Here is a 23,753-nt window from a genome sequence, read left to right on the forward strand (position 1 = left end):
TACAATGGAAAACAATCCAACAATTTTTGCACTAGATATTGGAACACGTTCTGTAGTCGGACTTATTGTTAAAAAAACGGGTTCTACCTATAGAATGATCGATATTGTAATCCGTGAACATAAGGAAAGGGCTATGGTCGATGGACAAATTCACGATGTGATTGCTGTCTCTGATGTAATATGTGAAATCAAAGATATCCTTGAGAAAAAGCATGGTACATTAACGAAAGCAGCTGTTGCTGCTGCTGGCAGAGCCTTAAAAACGGAACGCTCTAGTGAAACCATTCAAATTTCTTCAAAACCTTTGATTAAAAAAGAAGATATTTTGCATTTAGAATTAAGTGCTGTCCAAAAAGCCCAATATGCATTAGCTGAACAATATCAATCGGAAAAAAGCAATGATTATTATTGTGTGGGATATTCAGTTATCCATTACTTCTTAGATAATCAAGAAATAGGCAACTTAATTGACCAGCAAGGGAACGAAGCCCGTGTCGAGATTATCTCGACCTTCCTACCTAAGGTTGTCGTTGAATCCTTGATATCCGCTTTGCATCGAGCTGACCTTGATATGGAGGCACTAACCCTTGAGCCTATTGCTGCTATTAATGTCCTCATTCCGCAATCGATGAGAAGATTAAACTTGGCATTAGTAGATATTGGTGCAGGGACATCAGATATCGCCATTACAGATGAAGGGACCGTTGTTGCCTATGGAATGGTCCCAGTAGCAGGAGATGAAATTACGGAAGCAATCAGCGACCAACTCCTGCTCGACTTCCCTTTAGCCGAGCAAGCAAAACGTGATTTATTAACGAATGATACGATTCAAGTTGTTGACATTCTCGGCTTTGAAGCAGAAATTGGTAGACAAGAAGTAATAAATAATATTTCTGGCTCCATCGATCGATTAGCAGAATCAATACGTGACGAAATAGTTAGTCTAAATAAAAATAAACCACCTAAAGCTGTTATGCTCGTTGGTGGAGGTAGCTTAACTCCTGAACTTCCAAAACGGCTTGCAAACGCATTGAGTTTACCTGAAAATCGTGTTGCGATTCGAGGTATTGATGCGATTAATCAAGTTGACTTTCCAGAGGATATTCAAAAAGGACCTGAACTCGTAACACCAATTGGAATTGCTGTTGCTTCAAGTCAAAATCCTGTCCATTATGTCAATGTAACTGTTAATCAAAAATCAGTAAGACTCTTTGAAATGAAACGTCTTACTGTTGGAGATAGCCTTTTAGCAGCTGGAATTAAGCTGCATAAGCTTTATGGAAAACCTGGAATGGCCATGATCATAACGGTAAACAATCAGCCTGTCACAATTCCTGGTGGATATGGAGAATCTCCTCTACTTTTAAAAAATGGAAAACCATGTTCATTTGAGGATGAGATTAGAAATGGTGACGAAATCATTGTTAACAAAGGAAATGACGGTACAAAAGCATCGGTAATGATTAAAGAACTGATTGACGATATCCCTCAAAAAAAGATTTACCTGAATGGAAAAGAATTGGTTATAACAGCTACTATTAAACAGAATCATCAACAAACAAGTCCAGAAAGCTTTGTTCAGGACCATGATGTCATTTCATTTTACTTTCCTGAGACGATCGAAGAAATCATTCGCACAAGCACTTTTCCATTCCGTGAAGAATGGACCAATGGATTTACCATTTCTTTAAACGATCAAAACATAAAGCTAGAGCAATTTTCTAGTAAATTAACTAAAAATGGTAGTCAAGTTTCCATACATTCACCTTTTAAGGATCAGGATTCGTTTGAAATCGTGCAAGGGACAATCCCAAGCTTACGCCATTTTGTCGAAGCACAGAAGATTCAAACGGACTACTCCATTCAGGTATTCTTTCAGGAGAAAATGATTACTCTGAATAAACCATTACATGAGTTTTATCGTAATGGGGAGATTCTTCAAGAAGAAGATCTTCTTAAACACGGTGATAAACTTCAAATGACTACAAAAGAAGTCGAGCCATTCATTTTTCAGGACCTGTTTCGCTTCGTCGATATCCAATTGCCTACAAACACTGCCGGTCGATTTATGATCATAAAAAATGGGGAAGAATGTACATTTTATGATATCCTCTCCCCTGGAGATTATTTAGACATCATATGGCCGGAAAAGTCAATTTCATAGAAAAGCAAAAGTCCATGGCGCGAGCCCATGGACTTTTCGTTATTCTCCCGCTGCGGCTAATGATTCCTTTGTAATATTTCGATGGGAGGCATTCCATTTAACCTTGCCACCCTCGAAAAGAAGAGCCTGTGGTGATTCATGTTTAATGTCAAATTGTTCCGCAATATGATTAGAAAGTTCTCTAGCTTCTTGTACATAAAGATAATAAGTTGGTACATCTCCATGTTCTGTTACAAATTGCTCATACTCATCAAAAGCTGCTTTACTTATTGGACATGTTAAACTGTGTTTAATTAAAATAAATTGATTTTCTTTATCCAGAACTTGGTTAAATTCCTCGATTGTTTCAACCTTTGTTTTCCCCATTTATCCATCTCTCCTACTCATTTATTGTTTGTGTGTTTCTTTCTGCCTCTGTTAAGGCTTGCTGTGCTTCAGCTAGCTTTTCTTGAAATAATTCTTTATTTTCAGCGTGATCCTCAACTGTATCTTCATTAGATATAGACACAGCCTCTTCTGTTACCTGGCTGTTTTGTCCTGCTTCTATATTGTTTTCTCCTGGAGAAGGTTTAAAGTCTTTTACTTTTGTTAAAATTTGATTAGACTGCTCTGAGATTGTTTTAGTTAATGTATTGGTTTTTTCTTTTACAACTGATGCTTGGTCATTAAGCTGCCTGCGTAAATCCTGGCCAGTTTTCGGTGCGAGAAATAGCGCCGTTGCTGCACCTACTGCTGCACCTACTATTGTTCCAAGTAAAAAGTTTGAACCACTATTCTTTTTTCCCATCGTAATCCCCTTTCTTTAATTCGAATAATGTTTGTCGTGCTTTTGTTTCTTATCTTTCCATTTATCCCAAATCTCTATTACAGCATTTCCTACTTGAACAACCTGTGAGATTTTGGCCTTGTTTTTCTCCAGTTGCACAGCAACCTCTTCTGTAACATTTCCTACAGATTGATTAAAGCGTTGCAACGAGGTTCCGACATCTTTAACAGCGTCAACAACTGTGTTCAGGCTTTCAGATTTCTGCTGAATATCTTCTGCAAGCTTATTTGTTTTATTCAATAATGCTGTCGTTTCACTTGTAACACCTTCCATCTGTTTTTCTAACCCAGATAAGGTTCCAGCCACATTGTCTAATGTTATTTGAAGAGAACGTAGTGTCCTTGAGAGATAAATAACTAAAATTAAAAATGCAATCGCTATGACTGCCACACTTATGTAAACGATAAGAATCATTGATGCACCTCCTTATATCTTTCTTACCCGATTATACCTTTATTAATCATATATCCCTATAGTTTTACTTTCGACATATTCTTTTAAATTCCTTCACAGAATTTCACCTCCTATTTATTTAGTAAACAAAAATCTTCGATTAGGTTACAATAAGATTGTACATAAGCAAATAGGATATGGAGGCAATAAACATGAAAGATCCACGTATTGAAACACTCGCTCGTAATTTAATTAATTATTCTGTACGCCTCGGAGAAGGTGAAAAAGTACTTATTGAAAACTTTGGATTGCAGCGTGAACTTGTAATTGCGTTAATAAATGAAGCATATAAAGCAGGCGGATATCCATTTGTATCTTTAAAAGATCATCAAGTTGACCGTGCCCTATTATTAGGAGCACAGGAGAAGCAATTTGAAATGAAAGCAGACTTTGAAGCAAAAGTCATGAGTAAGATGGATGCCTATATCGGCTTACGCTCTGGAGATAACATCAATGAATTTGCAGATGTTCCAGATGATAAAATGAAGATTGAAGGAAATACAGTTGGTAAAAAAGTGCATCGTGAAATTCGTGTTCCGAAGACGAAATGGGTCGTTCTTCGTTATCCAAATTCCTCAATGGCCCAACTTGCAAAAATGAGCACAGAGGCTTTTGAAGACTTTTATTTTAATGTTTGTAATCTAGATTACGGAAAAATGAGCAAGGCTATGGATGCCCTTGTCGAACTTATGGACAAGACTGATAAAGTTCGCCTTACTGGTCCCGGTACTGATCTTACTTTCTCCATTAAAGGAATTAAAGCAATTAAATGTGCTGGTGAGATGAACATTCCAGATGGTGAAGTGTATACAGCACCTGTGCGTGATTCAATCAATGGGACCCTCACCTATAACACACCATCCCCTTATCAAGGCTTTACGTTTGAAAATGTTTCACTAACTTTCAAGGATGGAAAAATTATTGAAGCGACATCAAATGACACAGATCGTATCAATAAGATTCTTGATACGGATGAAGGAGCACGTTATATCGGCGAGTTTGCCATCGGAGTAAATCCCTATATCCAACATCCAATGCAAGACATATTATTTGATGAAAAAATCGATGGAAGCTTCCATTTCACACCTGGTCAAGCATATGAGGATGCCTACAATGGAAACAACTCCAATATCCACTGGGATATGGTAAATATCCAACGTCCCGAATATGGCGGTGGAGAAATCTATTTTGATGATGTGCTAATTCGTAAAGATGGCCGTTTCGTCATCCCTGAGCTTGAACCATTAAATCCGGAAAATCTGAAATAATACAGAAATGCGCTGAAGCTGGACAAATGAGAAAGGACCTTGCGAATTCCTCGCAAGGTCCTTTTTGTTTCGTTTAAACAGTTGCCTTCTCGTATGCGTCTTGAAATTTTTGAATATCTCCTGCTCCCATAAAAATCAGCACACTGTTCTCATGTTTTTTAAGAATCGATGTATTGTCCTCTTTGATTAATTCAGCCCCTGGGATTTTGCCTTGTAGGTCGACGATGGAAAGTTCTCCTTTGTTCTCCCGTGCTGAGCCAAAAATGTCACAGAGATAGACCTGATCCGCCTTTTCCAAGCTTGCAGCAAAGTCATCTAAAAATGTCTGAGTTCTTGTAAATGTATGTGGTTGAAAAATCGCCACTATTTCACGATCAGGATATTTTTGTCGTGCCGCCTCAATGGTTGCATTGATTTCTGTTGGATGATGAGCGTAATCATCAATTAAAATTTGATGTCCAGCCCGCTTTTCAGAGAATCTTCGCTTCACACCTTGGAAGCTTAATAATCGATCTTGAATGATGGACACATCAATATTCTCATAGTGGCAAAGGGTAATCACACCTAAAGCATTTAAGACATTATGATTTCCGAACCCATTGATTGAAAATGTAGCAAAAAAAGTATTACGAACAAAAACATCGAAGGTCGTACCTTCCGTGCTTTTTTTAATATTACGTGCTTGGAAATCATTTTCTTCGCCAAATCCATAGAAAACTACAGGAACCTTTGCCTGGATACTTTGAAGGTACTCATCATCCCCACAAGCAATAATTCCCTTTTTCACCTGAAGTGCCATTTCTTGAAAGGCATTGAATACATCATCAATATTTGCGAAATAATCCGGATGATCAAAATCAATATTGGTCATAATCGCATAATCAGGATGGTAGCTTAGGAAATGTCGTCTGTATTCACATGCTTCAAACACAAAGTTTTTATTATTCTCAGATCCCATCCCACTTCCATCTCCAATTAAGTAAGAAGTAGGTTCTGCTCCTTGCAAGACATGTGCAAGTAACCCGGTCGTCGAAGTTTTTCCATGGGAGCCTGTTACAGCAACGCTCGTATATTGTTTCATAAATTCACCTAGGAAACGGTGATATCGAATAACAGGTAGCCCCAGTTCATTCGCTTTTACTATTTCTTCATGAGTATCAGGAAAGGCATTCCCGGCAATAACCGTCAGACCTTCATGAATATTGTCCTTATTAAAAGGCAAAATCTTTATTCCACGTTCCTCTAAAGGCTTTTGTGTGAAATAAAACTTTTCATGGTCAGACCCTTGAACTTCATAATTCATATCATGAAGTATCTGTGCCAATGAACTCATGCCAGTACCTTTGATTCCAACGAAGTGGTAAACTGTCATATAAAGAACCTCCAACAATGTCTATCTGTAAGACAGTATATGAAATTCATCTAGTTTTGATAATTGTACCCATGATTTTGAGATTGGTGCTAATGAATTTTATGTATATATACAATCATCTCACATTTTTTCATTATAGCACTAATCAATAGTGAAGACCATTACGAAAAAATGACTAGAGAGCCGTCCAAAATTTGGAGTATGTCCACAAATCAAGATTCTGTGTGGGATAAGTTACCCTTATTATGAACGTTGGGCCATAGAATTAACCTTTTGCTACATTGATTTTTTAGGTATTTTAGGACTTTATAACTAAAGACTCTTTTCTAAATGATTGTTGTTATTAACTTAAAGTTTTTTGTTGGAAATAGGGTGATTTCCGCTTCTGGCACTCGCTTCCCGCGGGCGATCCGCAAGCCTCCTCGCTCGTGCCTCACTGCGGGGTTTCGCTTGGCTCGCTATTCCCGCAGGACATTGAATTGGCTTCTTTGAAACTACACCTCACGAAGAAAATGCGTGCATTTTCAAGGATCTCGTGCCATACGCTCCAATCACTAAAGGGGAAACCAAAGTGTCTAATAATACTTAGTAATAGCTATATCAAACAACAAAGTTTGCGAAAACAGCCTAACTAAAACCAAAGGGCTGATAATAATTGCTATCAGCCCTCATAGATATCAGCTAGTTCCTCTTCGGTTATTAATACTTCACGTGGCTTGCTGCCACGGGATTCTGAAATAATTCCTTGTTCTTCCATCATATCAATAAGTCGAGCTGCACGATTATAGCCAATTCTAAAACGTCGTTGCACGCTTGAGGTTGATGCTCCTCCATGTTCTAAAACAAACTCACACGCTTCTAAAAATAACTCATCCTCATCATTAGAGATGGAAGCCTTTTTTAAAAGTTCCTCTTGTTCAAACAAATAGGTTGGTTTCATTTCCGCTTTTGCAAAATCAACAACTGCTTCGATTTCATCATCTGAAACAAAATTTCCTTGGACACGAATAGGCTTGGAAGAACCATTCTCAAGGAATAGCATATCCCCTCGACCAAGTAGCTTTTCTGCCCCACTCGAATCAATAATAGTTCTAGAATCAACCTGTGATGACACCGAAAATGCAATCCGGGTTGGAATATTTGCTTTAATTAATCCTGTGATAACATCTACCGACGGTCGTTGGGTAGCAAGAATTAAATGGATCCCGCACGCTCTTGCTTTCTGGGCGATCCGGCAAATATAATCTTCAACATCCCCTGGAGCAACCATCATCAAATCCGCTAACTCATCAATGATAATGACGAGATATGGAAGCTTACCACTCTTTTCATCATGCTTCTTCACCATTTGATTATATCTGCCAATATCACGAACACCAGTATGGGCAAATAATTCATATCGTCTTTCCATTTCCTCTACGGCCCACTTAAGCGAAGCTGTTGCAGCCTTCACATCTGTAATGACAGGACTTACGAGATGCGGGATATGATTATATGGCGCAAGTTCCACCATTTTGGGATCTATTAAGAGTAGCTTCACTTCATCCGGAGAAGCCTTATAAAGTAGACTCACAAGCATTGCATTAATACATACACTTTTACCGGAACCAGTCGCACCGGCAATTAAGCCATGCGGCATTTTCTGCAAATCCGTCACAATCGGTTTACCCGAAATATCAAGACCCATTGCCACAGTTAGCGGTGATGGATTCGAGATAAACTCTTGGCTTTGAATAATTTCCTTTAAAAGGACAGGCTTGCTTTTTTTATTCGGCACTTCAATTCCGATTGTATTTTTCCCTGGGATTGGTGCTTCAATCCGAATATCTTTAGCAGCCAAACTTAATTTAATATCATCTGATAGATTTGTAATTTTATTTACTTTCACTCCAGGTTCAGGATGTACTTCAAATCTAGTGACAGCCGGCCCCTGTGTTACATTTACGACTTTGGCACCCACTTTGAAATTTCGTAGAGTTTGATCTAGAATATTTCTCTGTTCTAAAAGCCATTGACTGTCATCATGTTGCTGGGCAGGTGGTGCATTTAGAAAAGATAAACCCGGAAATGAATATCCTGGGAGTAGCTCTTCTTCAGCTAGGTTTGTTTCTATTTCCTGCTGCTCTGGTTGTTCCTGTTGTTTTAGTGTTTCCTGCAGGTTCGGCTGTTCCTGTGTAGTTTCAGGCTCGACAGGCTCAATTTGAACTGGTTGATTTGTTTGTCCTGTTTCTTTTTGGGACAATTTCTGTTTATCCTTTTTAAACATTAAGACATTAAATGGAATATGGGACCTTCTTGGCTTCGTATTTGTCTGTTCTTGTTTCTGAATTTGATCTGCTTGTGGTTCACTCTCATCTACAGCAATAGATTCCACATTTACTTCCACTACTTGTTCAACACTATTCATTTCTTCAGAAGGTTGAAGCGGTTCTACTATCACACCGTCAGTTTCTCTCAAATCTTGTTCTATCACATTCGGTTCAATGGTAACCGCAGCCTCTTCTGTGTGTAAGGCTTGTATTGGCGTTTCCTCACGATTAAAAACTTGGGCAGCTGGCTCATTGTTAACTGGTTCTTCCTTTACTAATTCTTCTTCCCTAATTAACTCATTTGCAAAGCTAGCAACCTTTTGTTGTTCATCTTCGTCGGGTACAACCTGTAGTACCGGTTCCACTTGCTCAGTGCGTAAAATTGTAGAGGCTACCTCTTCCTGCGCTTCTTTCCATGCCCTAGCAATTGATTCTGTATCCGTAATAGGTGTTGAAGGAAGTTCAAATTCTATAGTTTCATGAGGTTTTGGCTTACTTAGACCATATACTGGGGATGGCGTTTCAGTTGGTCGAAAGGGCTGTTTCTCTTGTTTCACTTTTACCTTTACAACAGGTTTGGGATTATTATTCCTTTTTGGTTGCGGTGTTCTTGTTTGCTGAGTTTGCCTGGTCTGTACCTTTTTTGTTTTACCGAGTTCTTGATCAGGAATAACTGGAAATCGAAAATTCCCCTTTGGGTATTCATATGTAACTCTCGTCTCTATATGTTTGTTTTGTCGGATTTGAGTCGTTCTAATTTCAATTGGATCGTCATCGTCCGCCTTAAAAAAATCTAGTAATCTTTTTATCCAATTCACAACTATCACTCTTCCATTTTGATTCTATTCCTTATCCCGCATTTACGGGCATAGTCATTTCACTTTATTGTAACAAAAAAGCCGCTGGTTTTCCTAGCGACTTTTGATATAGTACATTTTATTTTCTCGGCCGATTTTTCCCAAGGATAAAAATTGGCTCAAGCTCACCGTCTTCATATAGAAACGATAGTGCTGTAATCGGAACACGTCCACTTGCGAAAAAGCTCATTGTCATTTGTGCAAGAATGTCATATCCCGTTTCATTTTGTATATCAACAACAATCAGAACATCCTGATGCGGCACAGCCACAGCCATCGTTCCTTTTATTTGCTGGCTCATTTTTTGTAAAAAAGCTTCATTCAAAATACGGCTTGCATCATAGCCATCATTTTTATTGATAAAATAAAAGGTATTTCCTGCAACTTCATCTATTTTATACGAAACATCCAATGAACGAAGATTGAACCTTGCAATTTCTCGAATTCGTTCAAACTTCCAATTCTCTTTTTCAAGTAACCTTTGATCAATCAAACGGTATGTTGTACCTAAATCGAGTGCATAATAAATTCTTGTTTCCGCGGTATGATCATCAAATAGTAAGTCTACCCCCTCATTTGATTGAGTCGGGAACGAGGTTGAACGAATAACTGGAAAAATATTTTTTTCTTTTCCTTCAAGCTCAAGCTTACGATTCATAACCGTTAAGGATTCTTCAATATAATAGATTACTTCATCAAGACTTGCTGGGCCTTCCTCTTGATATTTCGCAACAATTCCTGGAAGTGTAACTGTTGTACCTATCTTCGTTTCCTTGTCCTCAATACGTAATGTATCCTTTTTAGAATCAAAAGAAAAATGCCAGTTATGCTTCGCAAGTTTATCTTGAATGATTTTCTTTAATTTTTTAGAATCCATTTTTCTATTATTTGTTGAGTCCATAAATTCTATCTCCTCTCTCTTCTTTTGATTAAGAGAGACCATTAATAAATTGCTCAATCTCTTCTTTCGTTTTACGGTCTTTACTTACAAATCGACCTGTTTCTGTTCCATTCTCGTATGCCACAAAGCTAGGGATACCAAAAACATTTAAAGTCGCACATAAATCGATAAATTCGTCACGGTCTACATAGTAAAATGTGTAGTCAGAATATGAGCTTTCAATTTCAGGCAAGAATGGGTCAATAAAGCGGCAATCAGGGCACCAATCAGCCGAAAACATTAAGATTGTCTTTCCGTTTTGGATAACCTCTTGATATTGATCTATATGTTCAAGTTTCTTCATTTTTATTACCTCCAAATTTCGTATGCACCTATTATCATATATTCTCTATCCAAAAACAAATAAAAGCCCCTAGCACATAGCGGGGCTTCATCGTTTATTTAGTATTGAACAGATGAAACAATTTTCATCATTTCTGAGGCACTTTCTGACATCTCACTTACCTTTGCTTCTGTTGTCATCTTAATACCACCTATGCCAACTGTTACAAGGTAATGCTTGTCCTCGATTTCAAAAGCTTTAACGTATCCGTATCGTTCTTTGTCCGTATAGGTTTGGTCAACCGCAAATTCCTTGGCATTAATCGCCTTATACTCGACATCACTAGTCCGTTTTTCATTTGGATTCACAAATAAAATAAAGGTTTGATCTCCCTTTTGGAGGATAACGTTATTTTCATCCTTCTTTTCTATTTTCATCGTAGATGGCAAATAAAAGGATACGTCTCCATTTTCACTATTTGTTTTTTCAGGTTGAGCGTTAAATGCTGTGTTGACAGATGTAACCGTTTCCTTAGATTCATCTTCTATTGAAGCACAACCTGACAAAAGTCCTACTATCAAAAGTAAGGTTAGAAAAAGGGCTTTCCCCAGTTTCATTTTCTCTCACCCCTTTTAATACATATATATCTCTATTTTCTATAATAAACCTATTAATTTCTATGTTGCAAGACTAATCTCTAAATTTTAATCAATATGAAATAAGTACCATTTTTAAAAATGATTGATTAAGCATTATTCTTATATGTAAATTGACCAACTAGAAGTTTTACAACATGAGTAAACATGTCTTTTCGATTCACATAGTGATTAGTGAAAATGCCGATTGCACCTTCATCTTTGCGAATATCTTTTTTCTTTGTGAATTCTTCCATGACGTCTCCTAGCTCAATGCCTTTTTTCAATTCGTCAGCAATCTCATCAGGTAGAAGGATTCTTGCACCACCTGCAATAATTGGTTCAGTGTTCTTGTCAATGATGGCCCCCCAATTACATAAAAACAACCCAAATTCAGATTCAACCACGCCACCCTCAAGACCAATCCCAAGGTCAGCACCTTCTTTTATGAGAGCAGATTTTGCACGATTAATCGCACCTTGAATGGTTTCCTCATCTGAAAAAGGCTGAGCAGATACACCTGAGGGTACAGATGAAAGTAAAAAATTTGCTTCAATGCCATCAAATCCATTCTTGATTGCATCCACTTTCGCAGGATTTTTTGTACCAATTGCAACTTGTAACAATGTAAAAACACCTCTTTTTCAAAATGAATGCTCGGCAAATGCCGAGCACGTTCTTGTTTAATTATTTTTACCCATTTTGTCGAATGGAATTTACTGTTGTGCGGTCAGATGATTTTACAAGCTTAACAAGTAATTCTTTCGCAGCTGCATAGTCGTCAACATGAATAATGGAAGCATGTGTATGAATATAGCGAGAACAAATACCTATAACTGCTGATGGCACTCCTTCATTCGAAAGATGAACTTGGCCAGCATCTGTACCACCTTGAGAGACAAAATATTGATACTTAATATCATTTGATTCTGCTGTATCTAAAATAAATTCACGCATGCCACGATGTGTTACCATGGTGCGGTCAAAAATACGAAGTAATGCACCGTGTCCAAGCTTACCAAATGCATTTTTATCACCAGACATATCATTAGCCGGGCTTGCATCAAGTGCATAGAAAATATCCGGTTTTATCATTGTTGCAGAAGTTCGCGCCCCTCTTAAACCTACCTCTTCTTGTACAGTTGCTCCAGAATAAAGGATATTCGGTAATGGGGTGCCATGCAATTCCTTAAGCAACTCGATAGATAGACCACAGCCATAACGGTTATCCCATGCTTTTGCTAAAATTTTCTTTTCATTTGCCATCGGTGTAAATGGACAAATCGGCACCACTTGTTGGCCAGGCTTAATCCCAATGCGGATCGCATCTTCACGGTCATCAGCACCAATATCGATTAACATATTTTTAATATCCATTGGTTTATTCCGTTGGCTCTCTTCTAAAAGATGGGGCGGGATTGAACCAATTACCCCGATAACAGGACCATTTTCTGTAATAATTTGAACTCGTTGTGCTAGAAGCACCTGGCTCCACCAGCCGCCAAGTGTTTGGAATCGAAGCATTCCATTATCTGTGATGGAAGTGATCATGAAACCAACTTCATCCATATGCCCTGCGACCATGACTGTTGGTCCATTAACATCACTGCGACGTACTCCAAAAATACTACCTAATCCATCTTGTACAACCTCATCTGAGTATTTTTCAAGTTCAGAACGCATAAACTTTCTTACCTGGTGTTCGTTTCCTGAAGTCCCAGGTAGCTCGGTTAACGTCTTAAATAGCTCTAATGTATCTTGTTTCATTGAAATTCTCCTTCCAAATTAAAAACGTGGCCTTTTTTCTAATTATGTACATTATTTAGTATAGCGAAATTGTTTTTTTGTTACCATAGCAAACATAGCGAATTATTAAAAATCTAGGTATACTTGTGGTATGGATTAAGATCGTTTAGGAGGGGAAATATGAGCTGGAATAAGTTTTTTCTTGGTTTTGGTGTCGGTTTTGCAAGTGCTCTTCTTTTAAAAGAAGCGCTCAGTGACTCAACGATTCCCGGTGATAAAGCCTTAAAAATGGCGAAAGAAGCGTTTAAAAAAAATGGAACCATTGATGGATCCTGGATTCAAATGAATACCGAGGACTACTCGAAGTCAGGAATTCAGTATCAAGTATACAAAGGTGGCATTTCCCGTCAGGTAAATCAAGAAAGCCACCAATACGAATTTGTTATGGATGCAAAAACAGGTTCCATTTTAGAGGTGAATCCTTTATAAAGGTACTTTAGCTTATAAGTGATTCATATAAGCTTTTTCTATTCACGAATTCTTTTTAAGGAATCAAGCATTTCTCCTGCTTGATTCCATTTGATTGCTCGATAATAAGCATCATGATAAAAAATATACCACGCTTCTTTACTAAGTCCCTCGCTCATCCATTTTTGTTTTTGCTCGATTGATGTCATTGGGTAATCATCATATGCTAACACCCATAATACATTTTGGTGTGCATGTGTTGGCATAATATCAGCCATATGGATCGCTCGTTCATTTTGACTTTCTAATAATACAATGGAATGTCCAGCACTATGCCCACCAGTATGTACCATCGTTATTCCTTCAGCAATATTAAGCTTTTCACTAAACGTCTTTACTTGATGCTCAATTGCTTGCCAATTACCCTTCCAGTACGTAGCTTTTGAACGGAGATTTGGATTTCGCATTTCTTCCCATTCCACTTCAGAAGTATAAATGACAGCGTTCTCAAAAGTTGGAACCAATTTATCTTGTTCCCACCTTGTAAGCCCACAAGCATGATCAAAATGAAGATGAGTCATTAGGACAATATCAATATCTCGTGTTGTAAGTCCTAGTTCTGTCAATGATTGCTCAATGGAAGATTCCTCAAGAACACCAAAATTTCGTTTTAGTTTATCTGTTAGCTTCCCATTCCCGATTCCTGATTCGATTAAAATATGTTGTGTGCCCGCTTTGATAAGGATTGGATCCGTCCGAAGTTCGATTTGATTTTTTTCATTATGGGGATATTTTCTTGACCATAATGGTTTAGGGACAACACCAAACATGGCGCCTCCATCTAAATTTGTTACTCCTCCATTAAGCCAAGTAAGTGTAATATCACCAATTGAAAGCTGCTCCATATTTTCCCCACCTCTCTTCTTTCTGATGCCTTCATTTTATCATTATTCTTCGAGTTTTGTGTCACTATATTAAAAAAACCCATCAACCTGATGGTTGTTGGGATTAGTTGCAGTTATTTAAGTTGATATGAAACCTCAGAGCGATAAATGGGATGCCCCATCTCAGAAAACTTCTCTTCATACTCCGTCATGATATTTCCTTCAAAGTCCGAATTATGCAAATCAAGACTTACAAAAGTTAAAAGAAGCCCATATTCCGAAAAACTTCTAAGCGAGTATTCAAATAACCCTCGATTATCGGTTTTAAAATGGATTTCCCCCTCTTCAACAAGAATGTCTTCATACATTTTTAAAAATGTTTTGTAGGTTAAACGACGCTTTTCATGACGGGTCTTTGGCCATGGGTCACTAAAATTAAGATAAACCCTGTCAATTTCACCTTTTTCAAAAAAGTCCCTCAGGTTTACTGCATTTTGATTCAATAATTTGATGTTAGGAATTTCTGCCTCAATCACACGGTCTAAAGCCGACACGATCACACTTTCATATAACTCAATCCCAATATAGTTAATATCAGGATGAGCTTTTGCCATTTCCGTAACAAATCTTCCTTTTCCAGTCCCAACTTCTATATGAATCGGATTATCATTTCCAAAAATTTGAGTCCAGTTCCCTTTTTGTTCAACTGGATTTTCGATTACGTATTGTGGGTATGACGCTAATTTTTCCTTTGCCCACGGTTTATTGCGTAAACGCATGATTGCCACCTCATTTTAATTGTATCGCACAAAAGGATAACATGTCGCACCTATTCGTGCAATGCTTTCTATTATTATTCCTCAATTAAAGAAAACCCACCAGCAGGTGAGTTTCCAGTTTTACATCGTATAAAAAAGAACGTTTCATGGAAATGTAGTATATAGACAACATCAAAAAGGAAGTGTTTTAATTGCCACTAGATCATACACACCAAATGGATATTTTAAAGGATATATTATCCAATCATCAAATGGATTGTTGTGGAACCGTTTCTGAATGTGAGCAATTAGGTAGATTAATTCAATCTCTTATTGCCAATCCGAATATTGACCAAAGTGTAAAACAAGTGTTAAACGATGTCTATTCATATAGTCAACAAGGGCAATATGCTCAACATCTAGATAACCATATTGAATCGCATCAAAATCAAATTGGCCAGTGGATTTCTGATATTGACCAATACTCATAACAACTTCTCTAAATATTGCAGCCAATGAAGAACTTCTTTATCCTTGTTTTTCAGCTGATACAAAGCTAAAAGATTTAGTGATTGTGCAACCACATACCACTTCATGCGGAGAAGTAAATGATCCGTTAATTCCATTCCGTAAAGACTGATCCATTTTGGCCAGTCTTCTTTTTTTATATACCAATGTAAAAGCATCCCAATATCGACAGCAGGGTCTGCAATCATTGCTCCATCCCAATCAATTAAATAGAGCTCATTATCATCTGATAATAACCAATTATTATGATTGACATCTGAGTGGCAAACGACATTCTGGTTTGTTTTAATATTATCCTGTTCTTGCTCTAAGAACTTAATTGCTTTGTCCACAATATCAATTTTTAGTAAATCAGGATGTAATTTCTGGATAACATCTTCTAAAACATCTTTTGCTTCTATAGGCTTCTTTCCTATACGTCTTAGCATATCTAAAAGTTCATTTGACTGGTGAATCTTCTTAAGTAACCCTGCTACATTTTCACCATTCATATCAACTGGCTTTAGTTCTCTACCACTAAGCCATTGTTGTGCAGTCACAACATCGCCATTTTCCAGACGTTTCGTCCAAATTAGCTTTGGAACAATCCCTTCTGCTGAAAGAACGGCCAGAAATGGGGAGGAATTTCTTTTAAGAAATATTTTTTTATTATTTAATTGGGCAAAATACGCGTCTCCCGTTGCACCGCCCGCCGGGGAGAATTCCCACTCGTTGCCTAATACGTATGTAAGCCAGTTTATCTCCAATTTCAACACAACATTTCCTGAAAAATAATAGAAAAGCACAAGCGCCTCTGAGTGATCATCACTAAGTATTGCCACGTTTGTAACCTATGGGCTAAGCGCTAGAGCTAGACATAAAAAAATGACAGCTATTGATGATCTATATAACAATAGCTATCTTACTAAATTTTAGCGTTGAATTACAATTAAAGTCAAGAAAAAGTAACATTTCGGTAATAATTTATAGGAAAAATGACACTAGAAAATGATACCATTTAGTCTTATTTTACCAAAAACGGAAGTTTTCTGTGTTGGACCTCCACCTGTACAGGGATTTGTCCAATTAATTCACCATCTGCATGCACCAGCATTTTCTGTTCTGAATCAATTTTAATCCGGACTCCCTTATGTTGAGCAATCTCTCTAAACTTAGTATGGGCTCCAAAGAACACTGTAACAAAGATGAATAAGAGTTTTAATCTCGTAAGATTATGTACGACAGTTATATCGAAGTAACCATCCAACGGGCTAGCTTTTGGGGAAATTTTCATCCCTCCACCATAAAAGGGTTGGTTTGAAACTGTAACAAACCATACATTCTCATATTGATAGTCTTTTCCATCTATGTTTATCGAAACATTTGTTAAACGATAGCTAAAAAGAAGGCGAATTAGTGCAACGACATAGGCCAAAGACCCCAAATGAACTTTATTTAAATATTTCTTCATTTTTGATTCATTTGTTAGTTTTGAAACTGCTGCATCAAACCCTGTACCTAAGCTACTCACAAAATAAGAGCTATTCGATTTTCCCCCGAGCTTACATTTTCCAATGTCAAACCATTTACCCTTCCTTGTTTGGTTGTGAAGAATAAAGGAGAGGGCGTCCAGTGGTGATTTTGGAACGTTAAACCCTCTTGAAAAATCATTTCCAGATCCAGCAGGGATAAAGCCCACTTTAATCTCAGGGTAATATACCATGCCATTGATAACCTCATTAATCGTTCCATCACCGCCAACCGCCACCACGGCCTCGACTTTGTCTTCAAACATGGATCCTATTTGTCGTGCTAATTCCTGCGCGTGATTTGGGTATTTTGTGAAGAATGAGCGGTAATTGACTCTCTTCCGTTCAAGCTCTCGCTTAAGCTTGTTCCAAACTTTTAATCCCTTTCCATTTCCGGCCTTTTGATTCACAATAAAAATTAATAGTTTCATAGATTATCCTCTAGAAAATTCGACATTCATGCTTTAATAGTATTTTATATTATCAAAGAAGGCAACATGAAAAAAGGATGCTCCTGCATCCTAATCCATTCTACGTACACAAACCGTCTGACAATATTGTAATAAAGCATTGCCCGCTTTTAACTGCATATGTTTTAATGGAGAACTCATATTTCGTAATGAAGTAAACCACTCTTCATAATTCCTTTTTTCTACTAATTCGACATCAAAAGGGGCGAGTGGAAAATCAACGAAACCTGTTCGATTTAATATTACCTTTCGGATTGGTAATTCGATACCATATAAAGAATAAATTGTACGGACAATCCCATCCATACGATCCAATTCAATCATAGGTGATAATATTTTTTTCTCATGTCGCCCCCTTTTCTCAGTCCAAAACCGTTCATTTGAACCTAAGAACACACTGTTTTCTTCACCCTCAAGGATGGTGATTAGCCAGGTTGTTGTAGGGCTTATGAGAATGATTTCTACTTCAACAGGTGCTTTTTTCAATTTGAAGATGGGTCGATAGAGGACAAGATAGGTGTCGGGAAATCGTTGTAGAAAATATTTTAAATCTGGATCCTTATAAAATTCCCTGTCGACATACGATTTTTCACGGACTGTTGAGCTTGCCCATTTCATCTGAAACTCCAAAATATGGTCAAGAAATTGATGCTTTAAATTATCAACGGACCCTGACTTTTTTGCTTTCGTTCTCGCCCATTGTTGCTTTTTCATGCGGATAAACTGTCCGGGATACCGAAACATATCAACCTCATATCGTGAAACATAATCCTGCAGTTTTATTAATTGTCCCAACTTTATTACACCTCTTAATAAAAGCCAAGGAGCGTAGCCTTTGGCGATAACCACAAGACAAGCACTGACAGAAGGCGCTTCAGGCCTTAAGAAGCGATTGACTTGTGACCTCGGGCTGATTGCTCCTGGAGCTAGACATAATCCTATAGTAAAAGAGAAACTAACACAGGCAAAATGATTGCCGTATAAACGGCACTTAAGATCATTGCAATTGAGCTTATCGCCCCTTCGTTTGTTCCAATTTCTAGCGCTCTTGCGGTACCTATTCCATGTGAAGCTGTCCCAAATCCTAAGCCAACACCAACGAAGTGGTCAGCCTTCACCATTTTTAAAAGCAATGGACCGAACATGGCACCTGATATTCCCGCAATCATGACGTATACGGCAGCAAGCGCAGGAATCCCTCCTGTTACACTTGCAATATCCATCGCGACCGGTGTCGTAACTGACTTTGGAGCAATCGAAAGCATGATTTTAGGATCTATAGCGAAGATTTTCGAAAAATAAAGTCCTGTTGCAATTCCAGTTGTTGAGCCTACAAAGACACCAATGAGAATTGGCATGAAAAATTCTTTTAGAGATTCGCGATTTTGATATAAAGGATAGGCCAATGCCACAACCGCAGGACCAAGTAGCTCATCAATCCATTTCCCCCCCAACATATAGGTTTCATATGGAATGGAGAAGATGAGCAAGAAGATAAGGATGACAAATGTCGTCGTCGCAATTGGCACGAGTAATGGGTGAGTAATTCGTTTATACAGTCTCGTCATTACTAGGAAAATGAAAATCGTACAAACAATCGACGCAATTGTAAAAACAGTAGTCATGCTCCGAAGCCCTCCCCCATATTCTTGCTTTTCTCTTTCCTGGTTGCTATTTTTTCACCAACTACACTTGAAATAAGCATAACAAGAAATGTACTTACCAACACAATGGCCACCGTAATAATACCCTTCCCATTAAAAAAGGATAGGTAATCCATAATCCCAACGGTTGCCGGTACAAAGAGAAGTGCTAAAATGTTGAGCAAAAACTGTGCCCCATCCCCCAGCCATTTTTCTTTAATTAATCTTGTATGCAACAAGATAAATAAAAAAATCATCCCAATAATACTACCCGGTATGGATGTGTGTAATAGCCCTTGTATCAAGGTCCCCACCCAATAGATTAAATATAAAAAGGCGATTTGAATGCAAATCTTAACATATTTCATTGGAAATTCCCCTTTTTATTTCAATGAAAAAATAGATAACGGCTGATACTTTGGCGTTCGGTTCAGATGGGTTTGATATAATACGAAATGCTCCGCTTTTACAATCGATTTTTCTTCCTTAGGTTGGACGATTTCGTTTAGCTCTGTAGGCGAAAATGGACTTTCCGAGCTCCATTTTCTGGCCATTGTAATATGCGGAGCAAATGGCCGCTTATCAAGAGAAAAGCCCAAGTCTGTACAAGCTACATAAACATCTCTTTGCAACTTACGTAATGACTCGCTCTCGTCCACACCTGCCCATAAGATTCGCGGCGAATCTTTTTTACCGAAAGTTCCTAATCCATTTAATTGAAGATTAAAGTTTTCGTGTTGCTTGGCAATATCAGGCATTTGCCTTTTGATTGCCGTTAGCTGTTTAAAGGTAGCCTGCCCTCCTAAAAAAGCAAGCGTAATATGTAAATCCTCTGGATGGACCCACGACTTGAACGATAGCCTTTGTTCAAGAAGTCCTCGCCATTTGTATAATAGCTCCTTTGTCTCAGCCGGAAGTGCCAATGCAAGAAAATAATGGGTTTGATGCTCCATTTGAAAGCCCCTTTTTTACAATATTTATTGTATCATTTTAGCAAACTTAAGAGTAAAGGGAAACTTGAGGTGGAGGGTTGTGTTTAGTTGAGGTAATAAATTGGATGCTATCGGCGATAATCCGGTTCTATCGTCGTTAGCAAATTTCATTACAAAAGCCCGCCATCTATGGCGGGCCGCTAACTTATATAATTATTTAGCTAATTCATATATCGCCTGAGCGTAGATTGCCGTCGCTTTAAGTAAGTCGTCTACTAAAATAAATTCATCCTTTTGGTGGGCAACGTCTGGTCGGCCTGGGAACAACGGTCCAAAGGCCACACCTGCTTCTAAAGATCTTGCATAGGTACCTCCACCAATTGAAACTAAAGTCGCTTCTTCACCTGTTTGTTCTTCATATACTTTTTGCAGGGTTTGAATTAATGGATGATTCTTATCTACATGGTGTGGTGCTGAATTGCTGTAATTCTCAAGGCCGAAGCCAATTTTCTGACATACTTCTTCAAGTTTCTTTTTCGTATCATCCATATCATTAGTTACAGGGTATCGAAGATTCAAACCAAGTCTTCCACCTTCTGAAGCAGTGTAAGACAGCTTTCCAACATTAATGGTTAAGTCTCCCGTGATGTCGTCGCTATAAGCTACACCTAAGTTTCTTCCCCTTGAATCGCCTACAAAATACTCATTCACGTTACGTAGGTAATGCATTGCTTTATCATCTAATGAATATCTTTGTAAAAAGGATGCTAAGTATAGACCGGCATTTTTCCCATGGTCTGGCTCCATTCCGTGTGCTGATACGCCTTCTAACTGAAAAATCACGGTATCCTCATCACAAATCCCGCGTCCCACAAAGGAATTCTTGTCTAAAAACTCATGAAACTCATTGACCATCTCGCGTAAATTAACTTTACCTTCCAGTTTAGCCTCAGCAAAATCCGGAACCATATTATAGCGACGTCCCGAACTGAATGACTCTAAGTGGAGCTCACCCTCAGAAGAATGGTCTGATTTCTGAACTAAATCAAAATCTGCAATTCCTTTTTCTGCATAAATGATCGGAAAATCTGCATCAGGTGCAAAGCCCATTGTCGGCATTTCCTCGTGTTTGAAATAATGGTCAACACAACGCCAATCACTTTCTTCATCTGTTCCAATAATCATTCGAACCCGCTTTGAAAGCGGAAGATTTAATTCTTTAATTAGTTTCATTGCGTAATATGCTGCCATTGTCGGGCCTTTATCATCCAATGAACCCCTTGCGATTAGTTTCCCATTATGAATTTCTGCACCATAAGGATCACTGGACCAGCCATCACCTTCTGGCACAACATCGATATGGCATAGAATCCCGATTAATTCCTCTCCTGAGCCCATTTCAAGATGACCTGCATAACCATCAAGATTTTTGGAGGTAAAGCCATCCTCGCTGCCTTTATCCAATAAATAGTGTAATGCCTCATCAATCCCCGCTCCGAATGGAGCAGTAGGCGTTCCATTCTCTTCATCAAGGACACTTTTTATTCGCAAAAAATTTTGAGTGTCACTTATAAGTTGCGCTTTACGTTTTTCTACTTCTTCTATCCAGTTGATTTGTTCCATCTGAATTCTCCTTACAATAAAATAAGTATTAATACTAATCCCACTATTGATAGTACAGGAAGCGAAATGAAATTCACAATATAGTGTTCCGCCTGATTACGAATAATATCATCTTTTCTCACGTTCACGAGAAAGTGATTCGACATGATCCGATTTATTATAAGCTTTACCCACATTCTAATAATGATAATAAACCCCAAAAAGAGTAAACACTTGATCCAAATTGGGGGGACGACCATCAAGGCTACCGTGGTGACACTTGTGATTTGCAAACATTGAAAGATATAAGTTTTATTTCGAAAAAATACCTTTATACCTATTTCTTGCAGACTTTTTCTGCGATTGCGTTTTTTAAAAATTCGTTTTGAGTTTCGATAAAAAAGGGGGCTCCGCTTCTTTTGACTCGGTACTTTTTCCACATATTCAGAAAAAGCAAAAATACTATTTATATACGTAAGCTTAGCTTGTTTCTCCATCTCAACATCAGTAGAAAAGGTTGTCAGCCTATTTATCCTTTTAGTAGAGTTCGATAAAAACAAAAGCCATTGAAAAAGACTAATGATTAATAAAAAGATAACAGATGTATTCAGCGACCAAATTACAAATGATGTAGAAAAAGCCCATAAGGCAACAAAAAGCAAACACGTGAAAAAGCCCTTTTTCCAAGTTGAAGTAATTCCATTTAAGTATTGTTTCCATCCAAGTACGAGAGCCTTTAAACTAATAAAATAAATCGACAATACAAGAACTTCACTCACGGTGATAAGATAATGATTTAATAAAAAAGGGGCTAATACTGCAACTATAAAGAGGATTCCAACACTATAACCAAGTACATATAGATTTCTAGTCCATTTTTTCAACGTAATCACATGCGAGCCCTTTTGCAATAAAAATAATTGGTCTGCCTCCTCTAAAAATGTCCGAATTTGACCTTGCCAGCAGAAGAAATAAACGAAGCTTACTATAAGTGAAAGTGAGATGCCGGTGAACCAACTTGGAATTTCAGACCACCAGATATAATAATGGTAACCTCCGATTGCCATAGCTGGGATGAATACATATAGAAATATTGTCAAGTCTACTACACTTCTAAATACTCCCCACTGATAGGCTGCTTCTTTACGAAGTCGAGTCATAAACAAATCTTTATCCATGGGATGACTCACCTTGGACGATACGGTTAAAACATCGAAGGAGTGAGCCATCCTGTAGATTAGCTTTTATGCGAATGTCAGCAAGAGTTCCCTGTGCTTTTAATCTACCTCCTGCAACTAACAGGAAACGATCACAAACTTTTTCAGCAGTATCTAGAACATGTGTACACATCAAGATTCCTGCCCCACGCCGTTTCTCCGAATCAATAAGCGTTAAAAAGTCTTGCATGGCCATCGGGTCTAAGCCAACAAATGGTTCATCGATAATATAAATATCCGGTTTTATAAGAAAAGCCGTAATGAGCATTACCTTTTGCTGCATCCCTTTTGAAAAAGTGCTTGGGAGTTTATGTATTACTTTTTCCATATGGAAGAGCTTGAGTAAGTTCATAGCCCTTTCATTAAACACAGAATCCCCAATTTCCATCACTCCTGCCGCCAAGTCAAGGTGCTCCCATAAAGTCAACTCATCGTAAAAAACCGGTCTTTCCGGAATATACGCGTATGTATGGTTATTGATAAAATCAATCTTCCCATTGGTATTTTCCAATAAACCAAGAATCGTTTTGATTGTTGTGCTTTTACCAGCTCCATTTGGACCTATTAGTCCAACCATCTCACCGCTGTTAATTGAAAAAGAAAGATTTTCAATTATCTTATGGTTTTCATCATAGCCTGAATTCTGTATCAAGACTTCTAATAATGTCTGTTCCATGAACAATCCCTCCACCACTACATACGTACAATCAGGAAAAAGGTTTCCCAATCGTGAACAAGCTTTACCAAACTGTAATAAAAATGTAAAAAACAGAATAGTAGAATTAATTTATGATAATAATAGAAGTAAAATGTTGATTCTTGATAATTTATGCAGAAATAGTCATACTATTCAGATACAACTATATATATATAGCAAACGCACCTGAAAG

General features: G+C 37.9%; 25 protein-coding genes. 4 read left to right on the forward strand and 21 right to left on the reverse strand.

Going from position 1 to position 23,753, the window contains the following annotated elements; all coding sequences use genetic code 11:
• Positions 1-4: 4 nt before the first annotated feature.
• Positions 5-2,164, forward strand: a complete 2,160-nt coding sequence (locus V7138_RS03755; protein ID WP_335394421.1) for a cell division protein FtsA — start codon at positions 5-7, stop codon at positions 2,162-2,164.
• Between the two features lie 39 nt (positions 2,165-2,203).
• On the opposite strand, the gene ytxJ is transcribed toward V7138_RS03755, so the two are convergent.
• Genes ytxJ through V7138_RS03770 form a run of 3 tightly spaced genes read right to left on the reverse strand, consistent with a single transcriptional unit; the run spans position 2,204 to position 3,404 of the window.
• Entirely contained in the window at positions 2,204-2,530 is a 327-nt protein-coding gene (gene ytxJ, locus V7138_RS03760) for a bacillithiol system redox-active protein YtxJ (protein WP_335394424.1), read from the reverse strand.
• 13 nt (positions 2,531-2,543) lie between these two features.
• Positions 2,544-2,951, reverse strand: a complete 408-nt coding sequence (locus V7138_RS03765) for a YtxH domain-containing protein (protein ID WP_335394425.1) — start codon at positions 2,949-2,951, stop codon at positions 2,544-2,546.
• A gap of 15 nt (positions 2,952-2,966) precedes the next feature.
• Positions 2,967-3,404, reverse strand: coding sequence for a DUF948 domain-containing protein (locus V7138_RS03770; RefSeq protein WP_335394426.1), 438 nt, complete (start codon positions 3,402-3,404; stop codon positions 2,967-2,969).
• 191 nt (positions 3,405-3,595) lie between these two features.
• Between V7138_RS03770 and V7138_RS03775 the strand changes: the two genes are divergently transcribed.
• Complete coding sequence (locus tag V7138_RS03775) at positions 3,596-4,711, forward strand: aminopeptidase (RefSeq protein ID WP_335394427.1); 1,116 nt, start codon at positions 3,596-3,598, stop codon at positions 4,709-4,711.
• Positions 4,712-4,784: 73 nt separating this feature from the next.
• On the opposite strand, the gene murC is transcribed toward V7138_RS03775, so the two are convergent.
• The 7 genes from murC to V7138_RS03810 all read right to left on the reverse strand — a co-directional run bounded on the left by murC (position 4,785) and on the right by V7138_RS03810 (position 12,874).
• Positions 4,785-6,083 (reverse strand): UDP-N-acetylmuramate--L-alanine ligase, encoded by a 1,299-nt coding sequence (gene murC, locus V7138_RS03780; protein WP_335394428.1) that lies wholly within the window; start codon positions 6,081-6,083, stop codon positions 4,785-4,787.
• Positions 6,084-6,744: 661 nt separating this feature from the next.
• On the reverse strand, positions 6,745-9,210 hold the full coding sequence (locus tag V7138_RS03785; protein ID WP_335394429.1) for a DNA translocase FtsK: 2,466 nt from the start codon (positions 9,208-9,210) through the stop codon (positions 6,745-6,747).
• Between the two features lie 118 nt (positions 9,211-9,328).
• Positions 9,329-10,126, reverse strand: a complete 798-nt coding sequence (locus V7138_RS03790) for a DUF1444 domain-containing protein (protein ID WP_335394505.1) — start codon at positions 10,124-10,126, stop codon at positions 9,329-9,331.
• Positions 10,127-10,178: 52 nt separating this feature from the next.
• The gene (locus V7138_RS03795; protein ID WP_335394430.1) at positions 10,179-10,493 is read right to left on the reverse strand and encodes a thioredoxin family protein; all 315 of its coding nucleotides are present in this window, start codon (positions 10,491-10,493) and stop codon (positions 10,179-10,181) included.
• A gap of 98 nt (positions 10,494-10,591) precedes the next feature.
• Positions 10,592-11,089, reverse strand: coding sequence for a hypothetical protein (locus V7138_RS03800; RefSeq protein WP_335394431.1), 498 nt, complete (start codon positions 11,087-11,089; stop codon positions 10,592-10,594).
• Between the two features lie 128 nt (positions 11,090-11,217).
• The gene (locus V7138_RS03805; RefSeq protein WP_335394432.1) at positions 11,218-11,733 is read right to left on the reverse strand and encodes a DUF84 family protein; all 516 of its coding nucleotides are present in this window, start codon (positions 11,731-11,733) and stop codon (positions 11,218-11,220) included.
• Between the two features lie 67 nt (positions 11,734-11,800).
• Positions 11,801-12,874 (reverse strand): M42 family metallopeptidase, encoded by a 1,074-nt coding sequence (locus tag V7138_RS03810; RefSeq protein ID WP_335394433.1) that lies wholly within the window; start codon positions 12,872-12,874, stop codon positions 11,801-11,803.
• Between the two features lie 159 nt (positions 12,875-13,033).
• Here V7138_RS03810 and V7138_RS03815 point away from each other — a divergent pair, with 159 nt between their 5' ends.
• Positions 13,034-13,342, forward strand: a complete 309-nt coding sequence (locus V7138_RS03815; RefSeq protein ID WP_335394434.1) for a PepSY domain-containing protein — start codon at positions 13,034-13,036, stop codon at positions 13,340-13,342.
• Between the two features lie 38 nt (positions 13,343-13,380).
• Here the strand turns inward: V7138_RS03815 and V7138_RS03820 are convergent, their stop codons facing one another.
• Entirely contained in the window at positions 13,381-14,226 is an 846-nt protein-coding gene (locus V7138_RS03820) for a YtnP family quorum-quenching lactonase (RefSeq protein ID WP_335394435.1), read from the reverse strand.
• 113 nt (positions 14,227-14,339) lie between these two features.
• A complete protein-coding gene (gene trmB / locus V7138_RS03825; RefSeq protein ID WP_335394436.1) occupies positions 14,340-14,984 on the reverse strand; it encodes a tRNA (guanosine(46)-N7)-methyltransferase TrmB in 645 nt (214 codons plus the stop codon).
• A gap of 191 nt (positions 14,985-15,175) precedes the next feature.
• Here trmB and V7138_RS03830 point away from each other — a divergent pair, with 191 nt between their 5' ends.
• Positions 15,176-15,454: a YtzH-like family protein gene (locus V7138_RS03830; protein ID WP_335394437.1), complete on the forward strand. Its 279-nt coding sequence runs from the start codon at positions 15,176-15,178 to the stop codon at positions 15,452-15,454.
• Here V7138_RS03830 and V7138_RS03835 read toward each other — a convergent pair.
• The 9 genes from V7138_RS03835 to V7138_RS03875 form a co-directional block, all read right to left on the reverse strand.
• Positions 15,449-16,237 carry a phosphotransferase family protein gene (locus V7138_RS03835; protein ID WP_335394506.1) on the reverse strand — a complete coding sequence of 263 codons (789 nt, stop codon included), beginning with the start codon at positions 16,235-16,237 and terminating at the stop codon, positions 15,449-15,451. The two genes, V7138_RS03830 and V7138_RS03835, sit on opposite strands and share 6 nt — an antisense overlap.
• Positions 16,238-16,494: 257 nt before the next feature.
• Positions 16,495-17,430 carry a diacylglycerol/lipid kinase family protein gene (locus V7138_RS03840; protein ID WP_335394438.1) on the reverse strand — a complete coding sequence of 312 codons (936 nt, stop codon included), beginning with the start codon at positions 17,428-17,430 and terminating at the stop codon, positions 16,495-16,497.
• A gap of 90 nt (positions 17,431-17,520) precedes the next feature.
• Positions 17,521-18,264, reverse strand: coding sequence for an NERD domain-containing protein (locus tag V7138_RS03845; RefSeq protein WP_335394439.1), 744 nt, complete (start codon positions 18,262-18,264; stop codon positions 17,521-17,523).
• A gap of 143 nt (positions 18,265-18,407) precedes the next feature.
• Positions 18,408-19,094 carry an LrgB family protein gene (locus V7138_RS03850; protein ID WP_335394440.1) on the reverse strand — a complete coding sequence of 229 codons (687 nt, stop codon included), beginning with the start codon at positions 19,092-19,094 and terminating at the stop codon, positions 18,408-18,410.
• Positions 19,091-19,480, reverse strand: a complete 390-nt coding sequence (locus tag V7138_RS03855) for a CidA/LrgA family holin-like protein (protein ID WP_335394441.1) — start codon at positions 19,478-19,480, stop codon at positions 19,091-19,093. The genes V7138_RS03850 and V7138_RS03855 overlap by 4 nt, the downstream gene beginning before the upstream one ends.
• A 15-nt stretch (positions 19,481-19,495) precedes the next feature.
• Complete coding sequence (thpR, locus tag V7138_RS03860) at positions 19,496-20,065, reverse strand: RNA 2',3'-cyclic phosphodiesterase (protein ID WP_335394442.1); 570 nt, start codon at positions 20,063-20,065, stop codon at positions 19,496-19,498.
• Positions 20,066-20,257: 192 nt separating this feature from the next.
• Positions 20,258-21,667, reverse strand: a complete 1,410-nt coding sequence (gene pepV / locus V7138_RS03865) for a dipeptidase PepV (RefSeq protein WP_335394443.1) — start codon at positions 21,665-21,667, stop codon at positions 20,258-20,260.
• Positions 21,668-21,678: 11 nt separating this feature from the next.
• Positions 21,679-22,824, reverse strand: a complete 1,146-nt coding sequence (locus V7138_RS03870; protein WP_335394444.1) for an ABC transporter permease — start codon at positions 22,822-22,824, stop codon at positions 21,679-21,681.
• A complete protein-coding gene (locus V7138_RS03875; protein ID WP_335394445.1) occupies positions 22,817-23,539 on the reverse strand; it encodes an ABC transporter ATP-binding protein in 723 nt (240 codons plus the stop codon). Before V7138_RS03875 ends, V7138_RS03870 begins: the two co-directional genes overlap by 8 nt.
• Positions 23,540-23,753 lie beyond the last annotated feature (214 nt).

The organism is Bacillus sp. JJ1533, from assembly GCF_036965045.1.
Lineage (GTDB): Bacteria > Bacillota > Bacilli > Bacillales > Bacillaceae_L > Ferdinandcohnia.

Bases quoted from the DNA above. Each gene is read 5' to 3' on its own strand.
- V7138_RS03755 (WP_335394421.1), top strand. From the start codon at position 5: ATGGAAAACAATCCAACAATTTTTGCACTAGATATTGGAACACGTTCT.
- ytxJ (WP_335394424.1), bottom strand. From the start codon at position 2,530: ATGGGGAAAACAAAGGTTGAAACAATCGAGGAATTTAACCAAGTTCTG.
- V7138_RS03765 (WP_335394425.1), bottom strand. From the start codon at position 2,951: ATGGGAAAAAAGAATAGTGGTTCAAACTTTTTACTTGGAACAATAGTA.
- V7138_RS03770 (WP_335394426.1), bottom strand. From the start codon at position 3,404: ATGATTCTTATCGTTTACATAAGTGTGGCAGTCATAGCGATTGCATTT.
- V7138_RS03775 (WP_335394427.1), top strand. From the start codon at position 3,596: ATGAAAGATCCACGTATTGAAACACTCGCTCGTAATTTAATTAATTAT.
- murC (WP_335394428.1), bottom strand. From the start codon at position 6,083: ATGACAGTTTACCACTTCGTTGGAATCAAAGGTACTGGCATGAGTTCA.
- V7138_RS03790 (WP_335394505.1), bottom strand. From the start codon at position 10,126: ATGGATTCTAAAAAATTAAAGAAAATCATTCAAGATAAACTTGCGAAG.
- V7138_RS03795 (WP_335394430.1), bottom strand. From the start codon at position 10,493: ATGAAGAAACTTGAACATATAGATCAATATCAAGAGGTTATCCAAAAC.
- V7138_RS03800 (WP_335394431.1), bottom strand. From the start codon at position 11,089: ATGAAACTGGGGAAAGCCCTTTTTCTAACCTTACTTTTGATAGTAGGA.
- V7138_RS03810 (WP_335394433.1), bottom strand. From the start codon at position 12,874: ATGAAACAAGATACATTAGAGCTATTTAAGACGTTAACCGAGCTACCT.
- V7138_RS03815 (WP_335394434.1), top strand. From the start codon at position 13,034: ATGAGCTGGAATAAGTTTTTTCTTGGTTTTGGTGTCGGTTTTGCAAGT.
- V7138_RS03820 (WP_335394435.1), bottom strand. From the start codon at position 14,226: ATGGAGCAGCTTTCAATTGGTGATATTACACTTACTTGGCTTAATGGA.
- trmB (WP_335394436.1), bottom strand. From the start codon at position 14,984: ATGCGTTTACGCAATAAACCGTGGGCAAAGGAAAAATTAGCGTCATAC.
- V7138_RS03840 (WP_335394438.1), bottom strand. From the start codon at position 17,430: ATGAAACTATTAATTTTTATTGTGAATCAAAAGGCCGGAAATGGAAAG.
- V7138_RS03850 (WP_335394440.1), bottom strand. From the start codon at position 19,094: ATGACTACTGTTTTTACAATTGCGTCGATTGTTTGTACGATTTTCATT.
- V7138_RS03855 (WP_335394441.1), bottom strand. From the start codon at position 19,480: ATGAAATATGTTAAGATTTGCATTCAAATCGCCTTTTTATATTTAATC.
- thpR (WP_335394442.1), bottom strand. From the start codon at position 20,065: ATGGAGCATCAAACCCATTATTTTCTTGCATTGGCACTTCCGGCTGAG.
- pepV (WP_335394443.1), bottom strand. From the start codon at position 21,667: ATGGAACAAATCAACTGGATAGAAGAAGTAGAAAAACGTAAAGCGCAA.
- V7138_RS03870 (WP_335394444.1), bottom strand. From the start codon at position 22,824: ATGGATAAAGATTTGTTTATGACTCGACTTCGTAAAGAAGCAGCCTAT.
- V7138_RS03875 (WP_335394445.1), bottom strand. From the start codon at position 23,539: ATGGAACAGACATTATTAGAAGTCTTGATACAGAATTCAGGCTATGAT.